Consider the following 16,091-nt stretch of genomic DNA (forward strand, 5'->3'; position numbering starts at 1 on the left):
CTTCTTTCTTATGGACCGTGGCTAGTGGGCGACGGCGGCAGCGCCGTGTTCGTCGATCAGTGCACCGGTTTCGAAGCGTTCCAGGGCAAAAGGCCTGTTGAGCTTGTGCGGTGCTCCGGTGGCGATGGTGTGCGCGAAGGTCAGGCCGGCAGCCGGAGTGCCCTTGAAGCCGCCGGTTCCCCAGCCGCAGTTGACGAACATGTTGTCCACCGGGGTGGTGCCCACGATCGGTGAGGCATCCAGGGTGGTGTCCACGATGCCGCCCCAGGTCCTGAGCACGTGTGCGCGGGCAAAGATCGGGAACAGCTCGACGGCGGCCGCCATCTGGTGCTCGATCACGTGGAAGGAGCCGCGCTGGCCGTAGCCGTTGTAGGAGTCGACGCCGGCACCCATGACCAGCTCGCCCTTGTGTGCCTGGGAGACGTACACATGGACGTGGTTGGACATGACGACGGTGGGGTGCACGGGCTCGTGCAGCTCGGAGACCAGGGCCTGCAGCGGGTGGGACTGGATGGGGAGCCGGAAGCCGGCCATCTCCGCCAGGACCGAGCTGTGGCCGGCGGCGCAGAGGCCCACCTTCTCGGTGTTGATGGTGCCGCGGTTGGTCTTGACGCCCACCACACGGTTGCCGTCCTTTACGAAGCCGGTGACTTCGCAGTTCTGGATGATGTCCACGCCCAACTCGTCACACTTGCGGGCGAAGGCCCAGGCGACGTGGTCGTGCTTGGCGATGCCGGCGCGCGGCTGGTAGGTGGCGCCCATGACCGGGTAGCGGATGTCGTCGCGGATGTTCAGGATCGGGCAGAGTTCCTTGACCTGCTGCGGGTCCAGCCATTCCGCGTCCACGCCGTTGAGCTTGTTGGCGCCAACGCGGCGGATGCTTTCGCGCACGTCGCCCAGGGTGTGGGCCAGATTCATCACGCCGCGCTGGCTGAAGAGGAAATCGTACTCCAGCTCCTCGGGCAGGATCTCCCACAGCTTCAGGGCGTGCTCGTAGATCGCGGCGCTCTCGTCCCAGAGGTAGTTGGAACGGATGATGGTGGTGTTGCGGGCCATGTTGCCGCCGGCCAGCCAGCCCTTTTCCAGCACGGCGATGTTGGTCATGCCGTGGTTCTTGGCCAGGAAGTACGCGGTGGCCAGGCCGTGCCCGCCGCCGCCGACGATTACAGCGTCATAGGATGACTTGGGCTCCGGGTTGTGCCACAGGAAATCCGGGTGCTCCGGGAGCTGGTGGGTGCTCACTGGGCTGCTCCAATCATGTCATTTTCAAACGCGGCAATGTCGGTTGCGCCGCTGAGCTGGGGGTACAGGGGGAACTGCTCGGCGAGTGCAGTGACACGGGCGCGGAGTTCGACGGCGGTGTCGTCATCGAGCGTTCCGGTGCCGGCCGCGCTGGTAAGCGCCGTGGCGATGATGTCAGCGACCTCGGTGAACTCGGTGGCGCCGAAGCCGCGGGTGGCCAGGGCGGGGGTACCGATCCGGAGGCCGGAGGAAACCATCGGCGGGCGGGGGTCGAAGGGAACGGCGTTGCGGTTGACGGTGATGCCGATCTGGTGCAGCGTGTCCTCGGCCTGCTGGCCATCCAGTTCGGAGTTCCGCAGGTCAACGAGGACCAGGTGGACGTCCGTGCCGCCGTTGACCACGGTGATGCCGGCGGCTTCGACGTCGGGCTGCAGGAAGCGTTCTGCCAGCAGCTTGGCGCCCTCCAGGACGCGCTTCTGGCGTTCCTTGAAGCCCTCGGTTGCTGCGAGCTTGAAGGCCACGGCCTTGGCGGCGATGACGTGCTCAAGCGGGCCGCCCTGCTGGCCGGGGAAGACGGCGCTGTTGATCTTCTTGGCGTACTGCTCCTTGGCGAGGATGACGCCGCCGCGGGGGCCGCCCAGGGTCTTGTGCGTGGTGGTGGTGACGACGTCGGCGTACGGCACCGGGTTGGGGTGGAGGCCGGCGGCGACGAGGCCGGCGAAGTGAGCCATGTCCACCATGAGGTAGGCACCGACGAGGTCGGCGATACGGCGGAACTCGGCGAAGTCGAGCTGGCGGGAGTAGGCGGACCAGCCGGCCACGATGAGCTTGGGCTTGTGCTCCAGGGCCAGGGCCTCGACCTCGGCCATGTCCACGCGGAAGTCAGACTTGCGGACGTGGTACGGGACCACGTTGTAGAGCTTGCCGGAGAAGTTGATGCGCATGCCGTGGGTGAGGTGGCCGCCGTGGGCCAGGTCCAGGCCGAGGATGGTGTCGCCCGGGTTCAGCAGGGCGAACATGGCGGCGGCGTTGGCCTGTGCGCCGGAGTGCGGCTGGACGTTGGCGAACTCGGCACCGAAGAGCGCCTTCACTCGGTCGATGGCCAGCTGCTCGACGACGTCGACGTGCTCGCAGCCGCCGTAGTAGCGCTTGCCCGGGTAGCCCTCGGCGTACTTGTTGGTGAGGACCGAACCCTGCGCCTCCATGACGGCCGCAGGAGCGAAGTTCTCCGAGGCGATCATTTCCAGCGTTGACTGCTGGCGGTCCAGTTCACGGGCGACTGCTTGCTGGATCTCGGGATCGACTGCGGAAAGTCGGTCGTTCAACTGCTCAACCACGAATGCTCCTTATGAAATACCACTTTGCTTATGACTGATATATCAGTGTGAGGTCAATGGTATGATTGAGCTCACAACAGAGTCAATAGCTGGGAGCAAAATGGCACTTCGCTTCCGCTTGGAGCCCATGAACGGAGTCTCGCTGTGAATGCTCTTCCTGCCATGCCACCCGCCGAGGACGAAGCACTGTCCCAGGCCGAGGCTGCGTACCGGCAGCTGCGCGACAAGCTGATCATGCTGGACATCCGCCCGGGTGAGCCGATCAATGACGGCCAGCTGGCCACTGAACTGGGCTTCGGGCGCACGCCCGTGCGTGAGGCCATCAAGCGGCTGGAGGTGGACCACCTGGTGGTCTCCTACCCCCGTCGGGGTACTTTCGCCACCACCGTTGACTTCACTGAACTGGCCGACGTCTCGGAAATCCGGGAACTGCTCGAACCCCTAGCGGCGCGGCGGGCTGCCAAGCGGGCCAACACCGCCATGCGCGAGGAACTGCTGGAGGTGGCCAGGGCCATCTCCGAGCTGGCGCCCACCCCCGCCCAGTCCCGGGAACTCATGCGCTACGACCTGACGGTGCACCGGCTGATCTACCGCGCCGCGGCCAACCCGCACCTCGAGGACACCCTGATCCGCTACGACAACCTCGCCACGCGCATCTGGTGCCTGGTCCTGGACAAGGTCCCGTCGGTGAGCGGCCACATCAGCGAACACGTGGACCTGCTCAAGGCCGTGGCAGAGGGGGACGCGGACAAGGCAGGCGAGCTCGCGCTGCACCACGTCACAAGTTTCGAGGAGACGATCCGCAAGGTGTTGTGAGCCAGGATTTCCCGCCGCCATGAGGGAGGGTTTCCCGTAGGGCGGCGGAATGTGAGAGAGCGTTTGTGGGGGAACGAGGAATCCCCCGGGACTTCCCGGGGGACTCCACGCCTGTCGCATGTTCAGCTGGCGTTAGCGGCCGCCGCGTCCGATCACGCCCTTCTCGACGGCCTTGGTGACGGCGTCGGCTTCGGTCTGGGTCAGGGTGCCGTCCTTGACGGCCGTGTCCAGCTTGGTCTTCAGCGCGGCGGCGCGTTCCGCCTGCTGGGCCGTGCGGATTTCCGTCAGGGCCGTGGTGACCTTGGCTTCGTCCACACCGAGCGCCGTCGTCAGGGATTTGGCCAGCGCCACGTCCTGGGCAGTGCGGTCATGCTTGGTGCCCTCGGCCGGTGCCGTCGTCGGCTTGTTGGCCTCGCGGAACGCCTGGATCGCCTCGGTGACCTTCGTTTCGTCAACACCCAGCTTGGTGGCAAGGTCTGCCGCGATCTGGCCGCGGTCGCCCTTGTGGCCCCGGAAGCCGTCAGTCGAGGCACTGTTGTCGGTGGACGTGCTCGACGTCGCGCTAGGGCTGGGGGTGGTGGCCGCTGAGGCCATTCCGGTAGCCCCCAGGCCCACGCCCAGCGCCAGGGCGCCGGCGGTGATGGCGAGGGTGATTCTCTTGGTTCGTGACATGGTGTCTCCTTGATCGGCCGTGCGGTACGGCTTTGAACGGAAGGGCCTCTGTCCTAGCCCCTCACTCAAAGATCCGGCAGCAGCTTAAGGCACCGCTGTTCGGGAACTGTCAGGAGGCTGTGAACCCGGATACCCTACGGAAATTTCCAACCAATGAAATCCGGGCATACTTCCGGCCGCCTGATCCGCCAAGCTTGTCCAAACGACGTCCCCGCGGCCATGCGGAAGAAAGAAGGAAGCGAGGACCCTCAGCGTCGAGGAAATGTACAAGCAGCTGCCGGTTTGCAAATGCGTTGCCCGGCGAAGCCGTGCCCTACTACATGGCCTCCGGCGAGGGTGCCCGCTACGAAATCGACGGGCAACTGGTCACAATGATTGCCCGCGCCTCGGACACCGGCGGAATCTTCAGCGCCGCCTACATATCCGGCGGCATGGGGGCGGAATCCCCCTTCGTTGCCCACAAGATCGAGCACAAGACCCTCTACGTGTTCGACGGCGTCCTCCGCGTCTGGCTTCCCGGCGAAAGCCGTATACTGACCCCGGGTGACTCCGTCGTGATTCCGCCGGGAACACCGCACGCCTACCGGATGGCCAGCCACTACACGCGCTTCCTGAACTGGATGACGCCCGGCGGCGCCGAGGCCTACTACGAGCGTGTTGGCACGCCCATCGATTCGCATGTCCCGCCGGTCCACGCCCGGCATCGACTGATCTCCCGGGAAGCAGCGGAAGTCGGCGCCGAATTCGGCATCACCTTTCCGGACGTGGAGCGCGTGGCACCGTCGCTGCAGCAGAATGCCGGGCTGCCTGCCACGCTGAGCCCCTACTTCCTCAGTGCCGGAGAAGCCGAACGCATGGTCAGCTACCAGACCATGTTCACGTACCTCTCGCAGCCGGAGAACACGGGCTCGAACTACTTTGCCCTTCACACCAAGGGCGCCAAGTCAACGTATATTCCGCTGCACTTCCACTCCGAGCACACGGAGAACTTCCTCTGCACGGAAGGCCGCATGTGGCTCTACGCCAACGGCAGGGAGGTGCTGCTCACCAAGGGCGGTTTCCTGCATGCCCCGGGCCGGCACCGTCCACTCCTTCGCGTTCGACTCCCACAACACGCAGATGGTGGGCTTCCTGACGCCGTCGGTCTTCAACGGCTTCTTTCGAGTACTTCAACAAGCCCACCGACGACTACATGTACACCGAGGGCGGCGAGCCCTACATGGACATGGAGGGCTTCGGCCGCGCCCAGGCGGAGATGGACCTCACAGTAGTGGGCCCCCCGCCCCAGCGCCGCACCGCCCTGGACATCTAGTCAGGAACGCCGGCCAGACCGGCAGGCACTAAACAGAACCCATAAAGCAACAGGCCCGGACTCCCCAGGGAGTTCGGGCCTGTTGCCGTTGGCAGAAAACTCAGGGAGACGGGTGCCCGCGGCCCTCCGCGTTCCCGGGCGCGGCGGCCGCCTGCCGTTCCTGGAACTGCCGCACCAGCGCCCGGCCGTAGTCGTTGCCGTTGGGGGTACGGAGGACCGTGCGCATGTGGAATGGTGCCGGGGGGCGGTTGTTGAGGAACACGCCGGTATGGTGGTCCAGCTCCATGACCACCACTGGGCTCTGGATCCGGAAGTAGAAGGCGTCCCCGCCCTGCCAGTCGCCGATCCACGAGAACCGGGTTTCGCCGTAATATTCCCGGATGTCGCGCATTCGTGCGGCGCGAGGGCCGACGGGAAGGGCAGCGACGAAGTCCTCCACCAGCCTGTCCAGCAGCACCAGCGAGTCGGCCGGCATTGAGCCGGTCAGGATGCCCTCGTAGGGGATCACCCGGTTGTCCTGGAAGCAGCCCGCCAGGTGGCGCTCGTCGCCGGGATGCAGACGGCCCCCGGGCATCTCCGGGTCCACCATCTCAGCGAAGGACAGCGCCTTGCTCCGCAGGGACGCGGGCAGCGACGCCATCAGGGTACGGGCCAAGCTGATGCGTTCCTTGAACACCTTGACGCCCTTGTGGGGGCCGGCGTCGATCACGTCCGGCTCGGCACCAAGGAACATCGGCGACAGGACCAGCTGGGTTCCGGCCACCAGACAGTTGAGCGCCAGGTGATGACCAAACAGCTGCCAGCCCCACGGCGAGCGCGGCATCGCGCACGGCCGGGTCCAGGTCCTCGAGGCGCAACCCGGTATGGTGCTGCATGAATTCCGGGTTCGCCTAGCTCTGCCATTCGTGCGCGTCCACCGGGTAGCTCCGGCGGTCCCGTTGTTCCGCCGGGGCGGTGGCGAGGAGCTTGTCCGCGGCAGCTACCATCCCGGCCGTCGGCGCTTCTTCCCCGGGCCTCGCCCCGGTGAGGCTGAAAAGCCCGGGGCGGATGACGCCGTCGTTCGTTACACCCACGAAAGGCTCCGGGTACAGCTTCTGCCAACCCTCGATCATGGGGCCGGCAAAGGAATCGGTCTTGGCCTCCTCGGCATAGGAGCGCGCGTCCAGTCCGCACTGCTGCACCACTTCGGGAGCAAGAACGCACTGCTCGAGGCCGTCCTGGTCCGGCGCGAGGAGCAGGAGGGGCCCTGGCGGCGCACCCTGCTAGAGCAACAGGGCTTGCTCGAAACGGTGCCGGAGGTCATGCGACGCAACGCCGGGATCCGCGGCGTGATCCAGCTGGACGCCACCCTGCGGGCCGAGGCCGTCCGCCCGGACCATCCGGCCCACGGCTTCATCAGGCGCCGCGACGAGGAGATTATTGACTCCCTGCGCAGCGAGATCGAGAGGGAAGTCGCGGCGGGCCGCATTCTGTCCGGTCCGGACACCGGCGTGCTGGCGCGGCAGATCGCCGCGCTCATCGAAGGCGTCCAGCTGGCGTGGCTCTACGACGAATCCGTGGACATGGCCCCGCATGTGGAGGCGTTCCTGCAGCTGGTCAAGGCACCTGCCCAATAGTGCTTTTATCTATGGATTTCCACCGCTCACCAGGATCGAGCCTGCGAGCCGGCGGGCGTAGTCGCGGATCCCGCCAACCAGGTCCAGCGCACCCCCGGATAGGACCCACTGCAGCTGCAGCCCGTCGCTGACGGCGATGGTTTCGCGCGCGACCGCCCGGGCATCCGTGTCCGGCCGGAAGAAGCCACGCTCCACCCCGCGGGACACCAGCTGCGCGGTCTCGTTCACCGCCCGCTCGTACCACCTGCCATATAGCTGGTGGGCCGGGGTGGACGGATCCGCGGCTTCAGCCGACACCAGCACGAACAGCTCAATGAGGCCCGGCTCCGCCACGAGCCGGCGGGTGGATTCGACCATGGACCGGAACAGTTCCTGCGGGTCGTCGCTGCCGTCTGCCTGGACGGAACCCCACCACAGGGCGGTCTGCTCCAGCCGCCGCTCGGCGACCGCCAGTAGAAGGTGCTTTTGGAACGGAAGTGGTGCAGCAGGCCGCTTTCGCTGAGCCCGACGTCGGCGGCCACCTGAGACAGCGGCACCCGGTGGTAGCCGGAGGCTGCAAAGAGCCGCGTGGCAGCGTCCAGAATTTCGGCCCGCTTGGCGCGGCCTACCTCGTAGCTGCCTGTTTTCCGCCTCGTCCGCACCGCTTCAGGGTAGCGGCCCGCGCCGCTTCGGGGTAACGGACGGCCGCCGCCCCAGTGCCGCCCCGATCGCGGCATCAGCTACCGAGGAGTAGTGTGAACGCCATGGACGAGTCGCCTCCGTACAGTGCACACAAACCGGAACTGTTCCGCAACGTGGACGGGGAAACGCTTCGACGCCAGGTGCTGGAGATCATCAGCGATGTGCTGGCGGACTCCGATCCGCAGAAGGCCTGGGCGAGGGAGCAACTGCTCGACCTGCTGGCGACCCACATGGACGACCCCGAACAGGCACTGCTCCACCATCTGATCAGCACCAGGAACGTCCCGCACTCCTCACACGAGGAGGGAGCGGATGATTCTTCCGCGCCCATCCCGGCCGCGACGTCAAAGCGGATGCTATTGACGGCCTTCCAGCCCATCAGGCAACTGCCCGGAGGCGAGGTGATCGGGGTTGAGGCGCTGGCACGGTTCGTCAGCCACGAAGGGACCAGCGCGGATGTGTGGTTCCGGGGCGCGGCGGCCATGGGGCTGGGGCCGGACCTGGAAATCGCGGCCCTGCATCTCGCTCTTTCCGCAGTGGGAGAAATTCCGCCCCACCTTTTCGCGTCGTTCAACCTCAGCCCCACCGCATGTGCCGATCCCCGCGTCCAGGCGCTGATGCTGGGCGGGGCCGTCGACCCCAACAGGATGGTCATCGAGATCATGGGCGACATTGCGGACCGGGAACTGGCGGCCCTCGCCGCGGTCCTGAGCCCCCTGCGCCAACACGGGGTGCGCCTGGCTGTGGACGGTTCCGGTCCGGCCGCCACCTCGGCGAAGCAGATCCTCCACCTGCTTCCGGACATCATCAAGGTCGACCGCGACTTCCTCGCCAGCGCAGTCGCTTCAGGAGACCGGCTTGCCGCAGCCTCCTTCGTTTTTGCACTCGCCGAGCAGACCGGCGCCACGCTGTCCGCGGAAGGAATCGAAAGCCGCGAGGAACTCGCCGCCGTCGTGGAACTGGGCATCGACAGGGGCCAGGGCTATCTGCTGGGCAGACCTTCGGTGGACCCCCGTGACTGGGCAGCCTGGACGAGTGACACTGACCCGGCGGAGGACCCCGGATAAAAACAGTGCGCACTCGGTTTTATCGGCTACTCTTTGGGCACACTTTCCAAGGAGAGGCCGTGACTGCCGATACTTCGCACATCCCTGTCCAGGACGCGATTTGTGATGCCGCCTGGATTTCCCCTGTTGGGACGGGCTCCGCGGAGGCTGGCCAGCGGCCCGCCTACTGGCTACGGGGTTCGTTCAGCTGACCCGGACCCGTCGCGGGACCACGAGATCGTTGCCGCGGCCCACCTTTTCCGCTCCGCCAGTGTCCTGGCCCGGGCAGCCAGAGTTCTCGGGAACGGGGCCGCGGCAGCAAAGTATGAGGCCCTGGCCGAGCAAGTGCTGTCCGCCTGGCGCACGGAATACCTGGACGACAACGGCTTCCTGGGCGAGGAGTCCCAGGGACACTATGTGCGCGCCTTGGCGTTTGGGCTTGTGCCGGAGGCGCTGGCGCCGCGGACAGCAGCCCGGTTGGTGGAGCTTATCCGCGCCAACGGGAACCGGCTCGGCACCGGGTTCCTGGCCACGGGAATGCTGCTGCCGGTATTGGCGGACCACAGCTATCCGGACGTCGCCTACGAACTGCTGCTGTCCACCGGAACGCCGTCCTGGCTGGGAATGCCGGAAGCCGGCGCCACCACCATGTGGGAGTGGTGGGACGGGGTGACGGACCAGGGCGCCCGTGGTTCCCTGAACCATCACAGCAAAGGCGCGGTGGGCTCGTTCCTGTACACCCATCTGGCCGGCATCCGCCTGCCAGCGAATCCGGAGCAGGAGGAGAGCGCCGCCGTCGTAACTCCCCGGGGCCGCATCAGTTGCCCGGACGCTTGAGGACGGCGAGTTCACGCTTGAGGTGGAACTGCCCCGCGGCGTTGAGGCCGCCGTCGAACTCCCGGACGGCAGCATCCGGCTGGTGGCGGGAGGATCGCACCGGTTCGAGGTGCGCTGCCAAGCAATCCTTGCTCCCGTCTAGCACTGCGGTAGAGCTGTGAATTCCCTGTTAATTCGGCCTGTGGTCTATAAGTGCCCCTGAGGCGGGCGTAGCCTTCGAGATAAGGGCCGCTCTCTGGAAAAGGCGGCCGTCGGGTCCGGAAGAGGCCAGCATGAGAGAACTTAACCGCGGCGCGGCAGTGGTAGCAAGCCTTATTCTTTTGGGTACAGCCAGCGGAGTATCGATTGTTAAACCGAGCGAGGCAGAGCAACAGGGCAGGTACGACGACGCTGTGATCGTGCTAATTGCGACAGCCACAGATTCTCATGGCCGATGGGAACGCGATTCCCGGCGTCGCGGCCACCACGGTCAGCCTTGGGCAGCGCACGAAAGATCGAGGGATCACAGCAATCCAGAGGTTGGCGTGGACGCGACGGCTAGCGGCGCAGGAGCAGGCGTACACGCTCTCACTCAATTTCGCGCCCGCACCGGCTCCGACCTGGTCCTAAGATCTCTGCCGGGGGTCAATTCCGGTAAGGCGTCGTGTTCTTAACCGTAATGGACCACTGTTTGCTCCTGCCGGACCCGACGTGTGCCCGCATTCAGAAGCGTCAACGGGCAGGAAAACTTGTCCTAGCTTCACTTGGTCAGCACGGTGACACCTGCTGATAGGTGGTCTACCACCGAGACCGCCGGCGAGCCGGTGGTTGTCATAGAAGCGTAGCTATGGCTAAGTCGCGCTTAATTCGCGCGCTTAGGTATTGCATTGAAAAATGGGACATAAGGGCTTACCTTCGCGTGCCGGCGAAGAAGCGCACCGGAGAGGCAAAGATCGCCGGGACCGAAGCATTGGACCGGACCTTGGACGACGCCGCCCACGTCTGCCTGACCAGGGGACTCCGTCCGGCTCACGACCGGCACGGAGTCTCCAACCCGAACAAAACGTAACTCAAGGCGAGCGCATTTCCCAGAGCGTGCCGACGTGCCGGTCCTAGAAGTAGGCCTCACGCACCGCCTCAATTAGCGGGCCCACGTACACAATCGTTACGTCCCAAATGGCAGCCACGATCGCTGCCAAGGCCACAAGGCACACCGCCCAGAAGAGCAGGGCCGATGAGGTTCGCCGACGAGTATCGTCCATGACTATCACCACTTTGTTGTGACGGACTGCCTTTCAAAGCCTGATCGGCAGTTATTCCGACGGTTCTCACATGAGTACTGTCGGCCGCGTATGATGAGCCCCCAACGACGCCCCCGGCCGGCTGCCACGGGCTTTACAGATGCGCCGCGGTCCCGGACCCAAACTAGGTGGTCTCACCCTTCGAACCTAAGTCGTGAGTCTGGGGATTTCATGAAAAACAGCAGTGCATTCGCTCAGTCTTCGAAAGTCCGACCTCCAGGAAAGGATGCTGTTGCCCTGGTCTGGCCAGCCTATTCAAGGCACACCGATGGCGGCCCCCACCTGTTGGTGAGGACCGCCACGGCGGCGGGTGCCGCCGTCGGCCTTGAACCGGGAAAGACCTAGACGATGGCTGCGCGGAGTTCCTTGGCGGCCAGTGCGGGGTCGGCTGCACCGTAGATGGCACCGCCGGCGACGGCGACATCAGCGCCGGCCTTCTGGACGTCCGCGATGGTGGCGAGCTTCACGCCGCCGGCCACGGAGAACGGAACGCGGGCTTCGGCGCCGGCGCGGAGCAGACCGTTCAGGTCGAAACCGGGCTTGGCCTGCTCGTCCAGGCCGGCGTGCATCTCAACGAACTTCGCACCCAGGGCGCGGACTTCCTTGGCACGGGTGACCTTGTCCTCGATGCCGATGAGGTCCACGACCACGCCCTTGTTGTGGGCCTGGGCTGCCTTGACCGCACCGGCGATGGTGGAGTCATCGGCGGCACCGAGCACGGTGACCAGGTCGGCGCCGGCCTTGAAGGCGATGTCGGCTTCGAGCTCGCCGGCGTCCATCGTCTTCAGGTCAGCGAAAACGATCTTGTCCGGGTGGGCTTCCTTGACGGCCGTGATGGCGGACAGGCCTTCGGCCTTGATCAGCGGGGTGCCGAGTTCGATGATGTCCACGTATTCGGCAACCTTGCCGGCAAGTTCGAGGGCAGCTTCGGTGGTCAGGAGGTCGATAGCAACTTGGAGCTTCATGTGTTTTTTTCCTTATTTCAGTTTGGCTCTTGGATGGCTTGTGGTGCTTCGCCCTTCCATCTTCGAATGCCAGGCGGCCGGGCACCACAGCATGATCGGGCAGTCTTTCCCACCCAAAGGGATAGGGGGTGCCGGCAGGAGGGCGGCCAGCCTTTAGCCGGCCCGGGTGTAAGGTCGGGAGTCAGGAACCTCTTCGGTTCCGCTACAGGAGCGATCATGGCTGACAAGTCCCCCCGTCAAGCAGCATCCAAGAAATCCAGCAAATCCATCAAGGAAAAGCGTGCCGACAAGCGGGCCGCCGCGGCACCCGCCAGCTCACTTGACAAGACCAGCGCCAAGCCGGTGCCGGCAAAGAAGAAGTGACCGTTTCACCGAACTACCTCACCCTTGGGGTGCTGTCCTCATCACGCAAACCTGATGAACGCCGCGTTCCGCTGCACCCGCTCCACCTTGAACGCATCCCGCCGGAGCTGCGCCGGCACATGATCTTTGAGCAGGGCTATGGGGAACGGTTCGGCTTGTCCGACGCCCAGCTGGGCCCGCTGGTAGGACGGCTGGCGAGCCGCCAGGAGATCGTGGCGCAGGCGGATGTTGTCCTGTTGCCCAAGCCCCAGCCCCAGGACCTTGCCGGGCTGCGGGACGGACAGGTTCTCTGGGGCTGGCCGCACTGCGTCCAGGACAGGGCGATCACGCAGCTTGCCATCGATAAGAAGCTGACGCTGATCGCCTTCGAGGCCATGAACCACTGGGCGTCCGACGGCGGCTTTGGCCTGCATGTCTTTCACAAGAACAACGAGCTCGCCGGCTACTGCTCGGTGATACATGCTTTGGCGCTGAGCGGGTCCACCGGGGACTACGGCCGCCGCCTCCGCGCCGTCGTCATCGGCTTCGGTGCCACCGCCCGCGGTGCTGTCACGGCATTGAATGCACACGGCATCCATGACGTGCAGGTACTGACCAACAGGGGCGTTGCTGCGGTAGGCGCCCCGATCCACTCAGTACGGATCACCCAGTTTGACCACGACGACAAGGCGCCGTTCCTCAGCCAGGTCATCACCGAACGCGGCCGCGTTCCCCTGCCCCCGTTTCTGGCCGAGAGTGACATCGTAGTCAACTGCACCCTTCAGGACCCGAACAATCCCCTGACCTACCTCCGGACGGAGGATCTGGCCGCGTTCCAGCCGGGAAGCCTGATCGTGGATGTGTCCTGCGACGAAGGCATGGGCTTCAGCTGGGCCAAGAGCACAACCTTCGCTGAGCCGATGTTCACCGTGGGTGAGCACATCAGTTATTACGCGGTGGATCACAGCCCGTCCTACCTGTGGAACTCCTCCAGCTGGGAAATCAGCGAAGCCCTTCTGCCCTTCCTCGGGCCAGTCATGTCAGGACCTGCGGCCTGGGACGACAGCGAGACCATCAGCAGGGCAATCGAGATCCGCGGGGGCGTCGTTCGCAACCCGGATGTGCTGGAATTCCAGGGCCGCGAGCCGGGCTACCCCCACGCCGTGGCCGGAACGCTGGTCAGCTGAGGGCCCACCATTTCCGGCGCAGACCCGGCTCTGCGGACTCGTCTCCGGTGCGCTCGGCATCAGAATCCTCAGTCCGGTCAAGGACCTCCCACACAACCACCGCCAGTGTGACGGCCGCGGCCACGGCCCCGGCCACGATCCAGGCGATCCGCGAGCCCTTACTTGGCTGGCGCCCGCGGCGGCCAACCGGCCCGGGGCCGGCGGACCGCAGGTCCAGCTCCCGGCCCCTGATGCGTCCCTGTGCGCGTCCAAACATCTCCGTTCCCAACTTCCTCTGACTCCCAACTTTCTCTGACCCTGCTGCGTCCCGGGCGGGACTGCAAAACGTACCGAGCACGATAGCAGGATTCGGCCGGTGACCGTCTTGCCTGCATTACAAAGACCGGTAGGGTGGCCGCATGGCGATCGAAGTCCGCCCGGCGACGCAGTTTGAGGACGTGAAAGCGGTGGTGGGACCCAAGCGGCCCGACGCAACGGTGTGCTGGTGCCTGAGCTACCGCATTCCCTCCAAGCAGAACGTGGAGCTGCGGGGCACTGCCCGGGGGGAGCTGGTCCAGGAGCTGCTTGCGCAGGATCCGCCGCCCGGAGTGTTGGCATACGACGGCGGGGAGCCAGTTGGGTGGGCGGGTGTGCATCCGCGCGCCGACACCAGCTTCGCCCGCAACCGCAGGATCCCCCATGTGGACGATCTGGACGTGTGGTCGGTGTGGTGCATCCGGGTACGGCCGGGGTACCGGGGACGGGGAATCTCCCACCGGTTGCTGCGGGGTGCCGTCGATTTTGCGCGCTCGTACGGCGCTCCTGCCATCGAGGGTTATCCGGTGGACAACCAGGGCAAGAAGGTGGATCTCACGATGGCTTATGTGGGCACCCGCAAGCTCTTCGAGGAGGCAGGCTTCACCAAGGCCGCGGACACCGACTCCGTCCTCAACGGCTTCCCGCGGGTACTCATGCGCCTTGACCTGCGCTGATTCCGCCGGACCTGCGCCGATTCCACCAGATCAGACGGGCTGCCTGCCATGATGCCCGGCGGCGTTACCCTGCTTAACGCAATGTCATCTCCGTCACACTTCCCGGCATAGGATCAACACTGTGGATCGGCTGCCGGGCCGGCCCGCGGCCTCCCGGGAAAGCAGGCCGCCGAAACTACTTGAAAGTATGGATCATGGCTTCGAACAATGTCCTTGAATCCGATGCCGACGCCGAAGGCGAGGCCGGCCAGCAGGGCGGCGTCCAGTCCGTAGACAGGGCGCTCGCTGTCCTGGAGATCCTCGCCCGCGACGGCCATGCAGGCGTGAGCGAAATCGCCGAGGAAATGGGCATCCACAAGTCCACCGTGTCCAGGCTGCTCGGTTCCCTCGTGGGCAGGGAGATGGTTCACCAGAACAGCGAACGGGGCAAATACCAGCTCGGCTTTGGCATCCTGCGCCTGGCCAGCTCCATACCCGGCCGGCTGAGCCTCGTCCGCGAGGCCCGGCCGGTGCTCGAAAACCTGGCCGAAGAATTCAAGGAAACCGTCAACCTCGCCGTCCTCCGCTCCAATTACGCCGTCAACGTGGACCAGGCCATGGGCCCATCAACCCTGGCCACCTACGACTGGGTGGGAAGCCTGACTCCCTTGCACGCGACGTCCAGCGGGAAGGTGCTGCTGGCAGCGCTGGCCGCAGAGGAGCGTGAGCGCGTCCTGAAGGAGACAGGGCTGCCGGCCCGGACGCCGCGGACCATCACCCGGCGCGACAAACTCGAAAAGCAGCTGATCGACGTCGCCCACGACGGCTACGCAGTGGTCCTCGAAGAGTTCGAAATCGGGCTGAACTCGATTGCAGTGCCGGTCTACAACCATCTGGGAACGGTGATTGGCGCGGTCAGCATCTCCGGCCCGGCCTTCCGCTTCGACCCGGAGAAGGTTCCGGGCCTCGTGGAGGGCCTCAGCCAGGCCGGCCTGCGGATCAGCGCCAACATGGGCTACACCCGCCGGTAAGCCGGACATCGGAACGAATCCTATCCGGAGGTGTGGGGCCGGTCGGAGTGGTTCTGCCCCAGCTCAAGGAGGTTGATGTCGCCGCTGCCGGAAGTGCCGGGTTTTGGGGAGCCACGGCGTTTGCGCAGCTGGGTCGCACGGTATTCGTCACGGGCCAGGGTGAATGCATAGTAGGTGAAGCCTCCGGATAGAGCCGTAAGGAACAGCGCACCCCAGAACGGGCCTTCTCCCTGTCCCAGCGGGGCCAGCAAAATCAGCACCGAAAGGGCAGTCAACAATGCGGCAACAACTGCGAGGATCCCCATGCCCCACCAGGTGCTGACCTGGGCCTGGCCACGTCCGGGCGTGAAGCCGATCTCGTCCGCGGGGTAGCTGTGCAGCTCGCCGGTGCTGGTCTTGCGGAGAACACGTTTCTCACCTGAAGCGACAGCCTTTTTGTGTTCGGCGTACACGGCATCGTTGTGCCGCTCGCGCTCACGGTCGTAGACCACGGTCAGTCCTGTCTATGAAGGGATCCGGGCCTTCACCCTATCCAAGAACGAGGCTGAACCATGCGTTCTGCAAAGTGACCGGATCATCACACGCGCTTAAAAACTGATAAGCCTGTCGAAATCTCGACAGGCTCATCAGCAGCCCTTCAGGCTCAATCAGACGGCGTTTTAGGTTGCGGGGGTTGGTGTGGTTTCTTTGCGCTGCAGGGTTTCGGCGCGTTCGATCAGGGGCGGGGTGTCCGCGGTGAGGCCGAGCAGGGCTTCGCCGGAGGGCTTGATGTCGCCG

General features: G+C 65.3%; 20 protein-coding genes and 1 pseudogene. 10 read left to right on the forward strand and 11 right to left on the reverse strand.

Translation table 11 applies throughout. The annotated features are described in order from the left end of the window. Positions 1–21 precede the first annotated feature (21 nt). On the reverse strand, positions 22–1,242 hold the full coding sequence (locus AC5RWD_RS21150; RefSeq protein WP_307105398.1) for a sarcosine oxidase subunit beta family protein: 1,221 nt from the start codon (positions 1,240–1,242) through the stop codon (positions 22–24). After that, positions 1,239–2,579 (reverse strand): serine hydroxymethyltransferase, encoded by a 1,341-nt coding sequence (gene glyA, locus AC5RWD_RS21155; RefSeq protein ID WP_494021891.1) that lies wholly within the window; start codon positions 2,577–2,579, stop codon positions 1,239–1,241. The genes AC5RWD_RS21150 and glyA overlap by 4 nt, the downstream gene beginning before the upstream one ends. A gap of 144 nt (positions 2,580–2,723) precedes the next feature. Here glyA and AC5RWD_RS21160 point away from each other — a divergent pair, with 144 nt between their 5' ends. Further along, positions 2,724–3,395: a GntR family transcriptional regulator gene (locus AC5RWD_RS21160; RefSeq protein WP_494021892.1), complete on the forward strand. Its 672-nt coding sequence runs from the start codon at positions 2,724–2,726 to the stop codon at positions 3,393–3,395. A gap of 132 nt (positions 3,396–3,527) precedes the next feature. Here AC5RWD_RS21160 and AC5RWD_RS21165 read toward each other — a convergent pair whose 3' ends face one another. Next, complete coding sequence (locus tag AC5RWD_RS21165; protein ID WP_494021893.1) at positions 3,528–4,067, reverse strand: hypothetical protein; 540 nt, start codon at positions 4,065–4,067, stop codon at positions 3,528–3,530. A gap of 293 nt (positions 4,068–4,360) precedes the next feature. Between AC5RWD_RS21165 and AC5RWD_RS21170 the strand changes: the two genes are divergently transcribed. Further along, complete coding sequence (locus AC5RWD_RS21170) at positions 4,361–5,338, forward strand: cupin domain-containing protein (RefSeq protein WP_494021894.1); 978 nt, start codon at positions 4,361–4,363, stop codon at positions 5,336–5,338. Positions 5,339–5,479: 141 nt separating this feature from the next. On the opposite strand, the gene AC5RWD_RS21175 is transcribed toward AC5RWD_RS21170, so the two are convergent. Both AC5RWD_RS21175 and AC5RWD_RS21180 read right to left on the reverse strand, forming a co-directional pair. Beyond that, positions 5,480–6,142, reverse strand: coding sequence for a DUF3500 domain-containing protein (locus tag AC5RWD_RS21175; protein ID WP_494021895.1), 663 nt, complete (start codon positions 6,140–6,142; stop codon positions 5,480–5,482). A 127-nt stretch (positions 6,143–6,269) separates the two neighbouring features. After that, entirely contained in the window at positions 6,270–6,563 is a 294-nt protein-coding gene (locus tag AC5RWD_RS21180; RefSeq protein ID WP_494021896.1) for a hypothetical protein, read from the reverse strand. A 93-nt stretch (positions 6,564–6,656) separates the two neighbouring features. Here AC5RWD_RS21180 and AC5RWD_RS21185 point away from each other — a divergent pair, with 93 nt between their 5' ends. Further along, a complete protein-coding gene (locus AC5RWD_RS21185; RefSeq protein ID WP_494021897.1) occupies positions 6,657–6,995 on the forward strand; it encodes a hypothetical protein in 339 nt (112 codons plus the stop codon). A 9-nt stretch (positions 6,996–7,004) separates the two neighbouring features. On the opposite strand, the gene AC5RWD_RS21190 is transcribed toward AC5RWD_RS21185, so the two are convergent. Next, the gene (locus AC5RWD_RS21190; RefSeq protein ID WP_494021898.1) at positions 7,005–7,352 is read right to left on the reverse strand and encodes a TetR family transcriptional regulator C-terminal domain-containing protein; all 348 of its coding nucleotides are present in this window, start codon (positions 7,350–7,352) and stop codon (positions 7,005–7,007) included. Positions 7,353–7,513: 161 nt separating this feature from the next. Next, positions 7,514–7,711: pseudogene (locus AC5RWD_RS21195) on the reverse strand (hypothetical protein); the annotation flags it as partial. Positions 7,712–7,738: 27 nt separating this feature from the next. On the opposite strand from AC5RWD_RS21195, the gene AC5RWD_RS21200 reads away from it, so the two are divergent. The 3 genes from AC5RWD_RS21200 (at position 7,739) to AC5RWD_RS21210 (ending at position 9,701) form a co-directional block, all read left to right on the forward strand. Beyond that, on the forward strand, positions 7,739–8,743 hold the full coding sequence (locus AC5RWD_RS21200) for an EAL domain-containing protein (RefSeq protein WP_494021899.1): 1,005 nt from the start codon (positions 7,739–7,741) through the stop codon (positions 8,741–8,743). Between the two features lie 105 nt (positions 8,744–8,848). Beyond that, entirely contained in the window at positions 8,849–9,559 is a 711-nt protein-coding gene (locus tag AC5RWD_RS21205; protein WP_494021900.1) for an alpha-L-rhamnosidase-related protein, read from the forward strand. A gap of 22 nt (positions 9,560–9,581) precedes the next feature. Then, the gene (locus AC5RWD_RS21210) at positions 9,582–9,701 is read left to right on the forward strand and encodes a hypothetical protein (protein WP_494021901.1); all 120 of its coding nucleotides are present in this window, start codon (positions 9,582–9,584) and stop codon (positions 9,699–9,701) included. Positions 9,702–10,650: 949 nt separating this feature from the next. Here AC5RWD_RS21210 and AC5RWD_RS21215 read toward each other — a convergent pair. Both AC5RWD_RS21215 and hxlA read right to left on the reverse strand, forming a co-directional pair. Continuing rightward, complete coding sequence (locus AC5RWD_RS21215; RefSeq protein WP_494021902.1) at positions 10,651–10,800, reverse strand: hypothetical protein; 150 nt, start codon at positions 10,798–10,800, stop codon at positions 10,651–10,653. 380 nt (positions 10,801–11,180) lie between these two features. Further along, positions 11,181–11,804, reverse strand: coding sequence for a 3-hexulose-6-phosphate synthase (hxlA, locus tag AC5RWD_RS21220; protein ID WP_494021903.1), 624 nt, complete (start codon positions 11,802–11,804; stop codon positions 11,181–11,183). A 216-nt stretch (positions 11,805–12,020) separates the two neighbouring features. Between hxlA and AC5RWD_RS21225 the strand changes: the two genes are divergently transcribed. Both AC5RWD_RS21225 and AC5RWD_RS21230 read left to right on the forward strand, forming a co-directional pair. Then, positions 12,021–12,167 (forward strand): hypothetical protein, encoded by a 147-nt coding sequence (locus AC5RWD_RS21225; protein ID WP_494021904.1) that lies wholly within the window; start codon positions 12,021–12,023, stop codon positions 12,165–12,167. Beyond that, entirely contained in the window at positions 12,164–13,333 is a 1,170-nt protein-coding gene (locus AC5RWD_RS21230) for a N(5)-(carboxyethyl)ornithine synthase (protein WP_494021905.1), read from the forward strand. The genes AC5RWD_RS21225 and AC5RWD_RS21230 overlap by 4 nt, the downstream gene beginning before the upstream one ends. Here the strand turns inward: AC5RWD_RS21230 and AC5RWD_RS21235 are convergent. Further along, positions 13,326–13,589: a hypothetical protein gene (locus AC5RWD_RS21235; RefSeq protein ID WP_494021906.1), complete on the reverse strand. Its 264-nt coding sequence runs from the start codon at positions 13,587–13,589 to the stop codon at positions 13,326–13,328. The genes AC5RWD_RS21230 and AC5RWD_RS21235 overlap by 8 nt on opposite strands. A 142-nt stretch (positions 13,590–13,731) precedes the next feature. Here AC5RWD_RS21235 and AC5RWD_RS21240 point away from each other — a divergent pair, with 142 nt between their 5' ends. Both AC5RWD_RS21240 and AC5RWD_RS21245 read left to right on the forward strand, forming a co-directional pair. Continuing rightward, positions 13,732–14,304, forward strand: coding sequence for a GNAT family N-acetyltransferase (locus AC5RWD_RS21240; protein ID WP_494021907.1), 573 nt, complete (start codon positions 13,732–13,734; stop codon positions 14,302–14,304). Between the two features lie 194 nt (positions 14,305–14,498). Further along, positions 14,499–15,314 carry an IclR family transcriptional regulator gene (locus AC5RWD_RS21245; protein ID WP_494021908.1) on the forward strand — a complete coding sequence of 272 codons (816 nt, stop codon included), beginning with the start codon at positions 14,499–14,501 and terminating at the stop codon, positions 15,312–15,314. Positions 15,315–15,334: 20 nt separating this feature from the next. On the opposite strand, the gene AC5RWD_RS21250 is transcribed toward AC5RWD_RS21245, so the two are convergent. After that, positions 15,335–15,805 (reverse strand): hypothetical protein, encoded by a 471-nt coding sequence (locus tag AC5RWD_RS21250; protein ID WP_494021909.1) that lies wholly within the window; start codon positions 15,803–15,805, stop codon positions 15,335–15,337. Positions 15,806–16,091 lie beyond the last annotated feature (286 nt).

This window comes from Arthrobacter sp. CMU6 (assembly GCF_059090205.1).